This is a genomic window from uncultured Methanobrevibacter sp., from assembly GCF_937906425.1.
In the GTDB taxonomy this organism is placed as follows: Archaea; Methanobacteriota; Methanobacteria; order Methanobacteriales; family Methanobacteriaceae; genus Methanobrevibacter.
On the sequence record NZ_CALCYR010000268.1, the window covers coordinates 1 to 7,033 of the forward strand.

Genomic DNA, 7,033 nt, shown 5'->3' on the forward strand with positions numbered 1-7,033 from the left:
TTTATTAATTTATATTAATTTATATTAATTTTTTTAAATTTTTATTAAATATTAATAATTTTTAATAGTTTTAAATCATATTTACAGATATTTATTGATTTAGGTAGATTTAAATGGAGTTTATGAAATCAGCAATTGAAGCGATATTGGATAACATACGTGATGCAGAAGATTATTTGAATGAAGAAGATGTGGCTAATTTTATAGAAGTGATTACTACTGCAGACAATATTTTTGTAACTGGTGCAGGCAGGTCAGGACTTGCAGCTAAGGCATTTGCAATGAGATTGATGCACTTAGGTTTAAGTTCCTATGTTGTGGGAGAAACAATTTCACCGGCGATTAATGAGGGAGATTGTATTTTGGCAATTTCCGGTTCTGGAGAAACCAATACAATTGTTACTGCAGCAAAAATCTCTAAAAAAAGAGGAGCAAAGGTTCTTGCTTTAACTTCCTATCCTGAAAGTAGTTTAGGCAAATTGGCAGACGCTGTTATTCTTGTTAAAGGAAGAACAAAAGTTGAAGTTGATGACGAAAACTATCTTAAAAGACAAATTAAAGGAAACTATACTTCCCTTACTCCACTTGGAACTGCATTTGAATTAACTTCATTGGTTTTCCTTGATGGTATGGTAAGTGAATTAATGGAAACTATGGGAAAAACCGAGCAGGACTTGAAAAACAGACACACTGTTTTAGAATAATCCCTTAAGGTTTTTTTAATTTAATTTTTCTTTTTTTCTTTTTTATTCTTTTTTACTTTTTTTACTCTTTTATATTATTTTTTAGCTATTCTTATTCTTTTTTACTTTTTTTTACTTTTATTTATTATTTTTTAGCTATTTTTATTCTTTTTTTACTATTTTTTCATTTTTTAAATTATTATTAATTATTCTTTATTTTATTTGTAATTTTTAATCATATGAACAAGTTTTATTCTTTCATAAATCTTTAATTTGCTTATAATTTTTAAAAAAGACTTTTTTTAATAGTTTTAGAAAATTATTTATACAATTGATATGTAAAATATTTATATTTATAAATGATTTTTTATTCAATACTTAAGGTAATAATATGGAAAAGAAAACTTCAATTATATTGGTTATTCTCATTGCTTTAATTGCATGCGGTGCAGCTATTGCATTGTTTGCTTCACCTTCATCCATTTCTGATGAAGGAAATCATACAATAACTGATATGGCAAACAGAACAGTTAGCATTCCCAGTAGTGTCGATAGGATTGTTGCTACAAGTCCTCCAATGACTACAATTATCTATATGTTGGCTCCTGAAAAATTGGCTGGTGTTAACTTCCAATGGACTGATGAAGAGCTTACATATGTTCCGGATCAATATAAGGATGCATTTCCAGTAATTGGCGGTTGGTTTGGAAGTCAAGACGGAAATTATGAAGAATTTATAGCTGCTGAACCTAATTTTGTTGTCGAATCAATTGACGAAGGAATGGGTGTGGATTTATCCACTGTTGAAGAACGTCAGGAAAAATTCGGTTCCCTTCCTGTAGTTGCTGTTACAGACAATACAAATGTTACAAAAATCGGTTCCACAATTGAATTCATGGGTAAGATTTTAGGTGCTGAGGATAAGGCAAGCGAACTTATTGACTTCAATAATAAGTATTTGTCTGAAGTTAACAGCACTGCAAGCAGCATTCCTGAAAGCGAAAGGAAATCTGTTTACTATGCTTCAGGTGAGGATGGTTTATCCACTTATGCCAGTGGAGCATCACACGGTCAGTTGATTAATTTGGTCGGTGGTAAAAACGTTGCAGACACTGAAGTTCAGAATACAGGCAGTGAATTGACAGTTTCCATTGAACAGGTTCTAAGCTGGAATCCTGATGTCATCATAGCTACTGATGAGGATTTCTATAATAATGTTTATAATGACTCAAAATGGGCTAGTGTGAAGGCAGTTAAGAACCATCAGGTTTATATTTCTCCACAGTCTCCATTCAAATGGTTTGACAGACCACCGGGTGCCAATATAATTATTGGAGTTCCTTGGACTGCTAAGGTTATCTATCCTGATCAATATTCAAATATTGATATGCTTGACGCTACTAAAACATTCTACAGTAAGTTTTATCATTATGATTTAAGTGACGACCAGGCAAAAGACATTTTAATCTCATCTGGTATGAATGAATCAGACCTGTAGTCTTTGGAAATTATTTCCTACTTTTTTTATTTTTTTTATTGGGAAAATTGTTTTTAGAAGTTTATTTATTTAAATTTTAGAATGGAAATTGTTTATTTAAATTTTATTTAATTATTTTTTTTATTTTTAGGAATGGAAATTGTTTATTTAAAATTATTTTGTTTTTTTGGCAAAATTACGATTGAGGATTTGTTATTTTTTGTTTTTTGGCAATTATGATTAATGATTTGTTATTTTTTGTTTTTTGGCAATTATGATTAAGGATTTGTTTTTATGAGTGAAAATCAGACTTCAACATTGGATAAGTGGGCTATTTATTTATTGCTAATTGTATTGCCAATATTTCTTTTCTTTGTTTCATTTATGTTAGGCAGATATCCTGTAGCTCCTATTGATGTAATAAAAACCATTCTTAGTCCTATTTTTCCATCATTGGCAGTTTCCCCTGAACTTAATTCAATTGTATTTACAATACGCCTTCCACGTATTATGGCTGCACTTCTTGTTGGTGCTGCATTGTCAATTGCAGGTGCTTCCTTCCAGGGAATATTTAAAAACCCTCTTGTCTCCCCTGACCTTTTAGGCGTATCCATGGGTGCTGGTTTTGGAGCGGCCATTGCAATTCTCATGAATATGGGAAATGCATTGATTCAATTGTGTGCATTTATTTTCGGTATTATTTCAGTCTCAATCACTTATGGTATTTCAAAGGCCTACAAGGCTGGAGGAATTCTTCTTCTTGTACTTTCAGGTACTGCAGTTTCTGCATTCTTCAATGCTTTGATATCAGGTACCAAGTTTATGGCGGATCCATATGACAAATTGCCTCAAATTACCTATTGGCTTATGGGCAGTCTCTCTGCAGTCAATTTTGATAAGTTGGCAATGATTATTATTCCTCTAGTTATTGGAATAATTGTCATTTTGGTTTTAAGGTGGCACTTGAATGTATTGGCTATGGGTGATGAGGAAGCCCAATCATTGGGATTAAATCCAAACAATCTTAGATTGATTATTATTGTGGCATGTACCTTGGTTACCTCTGCAGCAGTATCCATTAGCGGAATTATAGGTTGGGTAGGTCTTGTTGTACCTCACATGACTCGTATAATTGTTGGACCTGACCACAAGATACTTTTACCTGCATCCTTAAGCATTGGAGCAAGTTTCCTGCTCTTGATTGACAATATTTCAAGAACTTTCATTTCAATTGAAATTCCTATCGGTATTTTAACTGCAATTGTAGGGGTTCCTTTATTCCTTTATTTGCTTAGAAGAGGTTACTCCGAATGGAATTAATTATTTAGACATTTAATATTATTTATTTAATTAAAAAATAATTTATTAGACTTTACATTTGTTTATTTGTTTAGAAAATAATTTATTAGACTTTACATTTGTTTATTTGTTTAGAAAATAATTTATTGGGCTTAAAATTTATATTTATTATTTATTATTTATTCATTTATTTACTTAGAAAATGGCCTATGAACTTAATTGATGTGGTGATATTTTGACAAAACTGGTTGAAGTTAAAGATGTTTCTTTTTCCTATGACAAGGATTCTCCAATTATATTTGAAAACATTAACTTTTCAATTGATAAGGGGGATGTTTTATGTATTCTAGGACCTAACGGTACTGGTAAAACTACATTGATTAAAACCTTGAACGGTCTTCATGAGGTAAATTCAGGCACTGTAAGCCTTAATGGAATTAACATTAAGGAACTCTCCTTCAATGACATTGCAAAGATAGTAGGTTACATTCCCCAGGGGCATGTTCCATCATTTCCATTTACAGTATTTGATGTGGTCCTGATGGGAAGGTCTCCATACATTAATCTTTCAGCCTCTCCAAAGGATGAGGATGAGGAGATTGCATTAAATGCATTAAAGACTCTTGGAATTGAAGATCTTAAGGACAAGAGTTACACTAATTTAAGTGGTGGGGAACGTCAATTGGTATTTTTGGCTAGAGTTCTTGCCCAAGAGCCGGATCTTCTTATTTTGGATGAGCCTACAAATCACTTGGACTTTGGTAATCAGATAAAATTGTTGGAGATTATTGAACAGTTGTCTGATTTGGGTCTTGCGGTTATTATGTCTTCACATTATCCAGACCATGCATTCCTGGCAGCTTCCAAGGTTGCTATCATGAAGGACAAGACATTCATTGGCTTTGGAAGTCCTGAAGAGGTTCTGACTGAGGAAAACTTGCATGAGGCATATGGAATTGATGTTAAACTGGTTGAGCTTGAGGACAATAGAAAGATTTGTGTTCCTTTAAAGACTAATTTGGAATTGGTAATGACCAATTACTCTAAAAAATACTCTAAAGAAGTTTAAAAGTTTTATGGGACATTTATTGTCTTGATAGTGTTTTTATTTGTTTTAAATAATTCAGAATTTTCATTAAATATTTTTAAATAATATTATCTTTATCAAAAATTTTATTAAATTTAAAAATTAATCTTATTATATAACTTGATTTTATATAATTTTTTTAAATATTTTTAAATTGGAATTAATTTTAAATTTTTTTTTAAGAATTTAATGTTAAAATAAAATTTAAAAGATATTTTTAAAAGTTTTTTAAAGATTTTAATGTTAAAATTAAGTTTAAAAATTAAATTTAAATGATATTTTTAAAAGTTTTTTAAAGATTTTAATCTTAAAATGAAATTTAAATTTTTATTAAAATTATTGAATTTGTATAAAAATTAATATTAATTGTTTATTTACTAAAAGGTGTTAAAATGGTAAGTATAGAAGATTACGAAGAACAATTAGCTAAAGCTGGTGAATTCCACGGAGAAATTTGTGGTGGAATAGCTATTGGTACTAAATTAGCAATGTATGGTATGGAATTAATGGGTTTTGAATTAAATCAACGTCATAAAGATTTAATAGTTTTCTTGGAAATCGACAGATGTATGTCTGATGCAGTTCAATCAGTTACCAAATGTTCCATGGGAAAAAGATCTTTAAAACAAATGTATTATGGTAAATTCGCTGTAACTTTCTATAATATGGTTACTGGTGAAGCTATCAGAGTTTCTGATGCTGATGCTAATAAGCAAGAAAAGAAAAGAGAAACTCGTGACGAAATGATTGAAAGATTTAAAGTAACTCCTGCTGAAGAATTATTCAATGTTGAAAAAGTTCATGTGGAATTAAAACCTTCTCAAATGCCTGGAAAACCACACACCAGTGTATTTTGTTCATGTTGTGGAGAAAAAATCACTGACGGCCGTCACTTAAACCGTGGTGGAAAACCTGTCTGTATTCCATGTGCAGAAGGAGCTTATTACGAAATAATTGAAGACTAAATTTCTTTTTTATAGTTTATTCTTTATTATTTTCTTTTTTTCTTTTTTCATTTTCACAAATTTTTAATATTTTTTTAAGAAAAATTTAAGACTGTATAAAGCCTATCGTGTATAATTTATTATTGATGAGAATATTGCTTGTAGAAGATGAAGAAAAACTTTCCTCGGCTCTTGTGGAGATTTTTAAAAAACATCAGATGGAAGTTGATGCAGTTTTTAACGGTAACGATGCCGTTGAGTACGCGTCAAACGAAATTTATGATGCCCTTATTCTTGATTTGATTCTTCCTGGGCTTGACGGACTTTCTGTGCTTCGTGCCATTCGGGATTCAAAGAACAATGTTCCGATTATGCTTTTAACTGCAAAAGATGATGTTTCTGACAAAGTTGCTGGTCTTGATTTTGGCGCGGACGATTATATGACAAAGCCTTTTTCCACGGAAGAACTTTTGGCACGCGTTCGGGCTCTTACACGGCGCAAGGGCGAGTTACGAGAGGATTCTCGGCAATTCGACAACCTTATTCTAAACTCAAAAAACTGTGAACTCCAGTCACTCGACGGAAAAGCTATCAAACTTTCTTTAAAAGAATATAAAATTCTTGATATACTATTTGAACATCCTCATCAAATAATTACAAAAGAACAGTTGATTGACAAAATTTGGGGTGGCGACAGCAATATTGAATACAACAATGTCGAAGTCTACATTTCATTTATCAGAAAAAAAATCGAAAATCTTGGAGTTTCTACGCGCATAAGGACGGCTCGTGGCATAGGCTACTCCCTTGAAGATTCCTCCCGTTAATCTGTAGAATAAAATTGATGGAAGAAATCAAGCGGCTTAGGCGGGTTATAACTTTTCTCTCAACATGTATTATGGCTGTTATAATGCTAGTTATAATCGTCATACTTAATCTGACTGTAACTTTAAGACTCTATAAAAAAATATATGACTATCTTGATATTATGGCCGAAACGCAAGAAAAAAATCTTGACTTCTCTTTAAATGAATCAAATAAAAAAGGTGAGGACATTTTTAGCAATAATCAAATTCCTTATCTTTTAAATTCTGAAGTGCAGTTTTTTGATGGCACTATAGCAAATTTAAATTCTGTTCCGAGCGAATCGCTGGCAATTTATTTTTATCCGGGACTTTTTGACTACAAAATAGTTTTTAGTCAAAAAATTGTCCCAAGCGACAAAGAAATTAATGTAATAAAAAAAATTGTGCAACATGGCAAGAGTAGAGTAAGAGAAAGAGGAATTTTTCATAAAATCGTGCAGCAAGATGATGAATCTGTTCTTGTGTGCATAACCAATCGCATTGCAGAAATACAAACTCTTCATCTTTTTTATGGAATATCGATTATAGTCTATGCTTTTAGCGTTGCAATCACTTTTTTAGTGTCTCTTGGAGGTGCTAGAAAAATCACTAAGCCGATTCAAGATGCATTTGAACGGCAAAAGGCTTTTATTGCGGACGCTTCCCACGAACTTAGAACCCCCATTTCTGTAATTGAT

General features: G+C 31.5%; 6 protein-coding genes and 1 pseudogene. All 7 read left to right on the forward strand.

All coding sequences use genetic code 11. The annotated features are described in order from the left end of the window. The first annotated feature begins 113 nt into the window (after nt 1-113). Entirely contained in the window at nt 114-704 is a 591-nt protein-coding gene (gene hxlB, locus Q0138_RS07890; protein ID WP_297983076.1) for a 6-phospho-3-hexuloisomerase, read from the forward strand. A 370-nt stretch (nt 705-1,074) separates the two neighbouring features. Beyond that, the gene (locus Q0138_RS07895) at nt 1,075-2,181 is read left to right on the forward strand and encodes an ABC transporter substrate-binding protein (protein WP_297983079.1); all 1,107 of its coding nucleotides are present in this window, start codon (nt 1,075-1,077) and stop codon (nt 2,179-2,181) included. Between the two features lie 273 nt (nt 2,182-2,454). Next, the gene (locus tag Q0138_RS07900) at nt 2,455-3,480 is read left to right on the forward strand and encodes an iron ABC transporter permease (RefSeq protein WP_297983082.1); all 1,026 of its coding nucleotides are present in this window, start codon (nt 2,455-2,457) and stop codon (nt 3,478-3,480) included. Nucleotides 3,481-3,694: 214 nt separating this feature from the next. After that, the gene (locus Q0138_RS07905; RefSeq protein ID WP_297983085.1) at nt 3,695-4,528 is read left to right on the forward strand and encodes an ABC transporter ATP-binding protein; all 834 of its coding nucleotides are present in this window, start codon (nt 3,695-3,697) and stop codon (nt 4,526-4,528) included. A gap of 410 nt (nt 4,529-4,938) precedes the next feature. Then, complete coding sequence (locus tag Q0138_RS07910) at nt 4,939-5,511, forward strand: FmdE family protein (protein ID WP_297983090.1); 573 nt, start codon at nt 4,939-4,941, stop codon at nt 5,509-5,511. A 134-nt stretch (nt 5,512-5,645) separates the two neighbouring features. After that, complete coding sequence (locus Q0138_RS07915; protein WP_297983093.1) at nt 5,646-6,317, forward strand: response regulator transcription factor; 672 nt, start codon at nt 5,646-5,648, stop codon at nt 6,315-6,317. 161 nt (nt 6,318-6,478) lie between these two features. Continuing rightward, nucleotides 6,479-7,033 (forward strand): annotated as a pseudogene (locus tag Q0138_RS07920) (hypothetical protein); the annotation flags it as partial.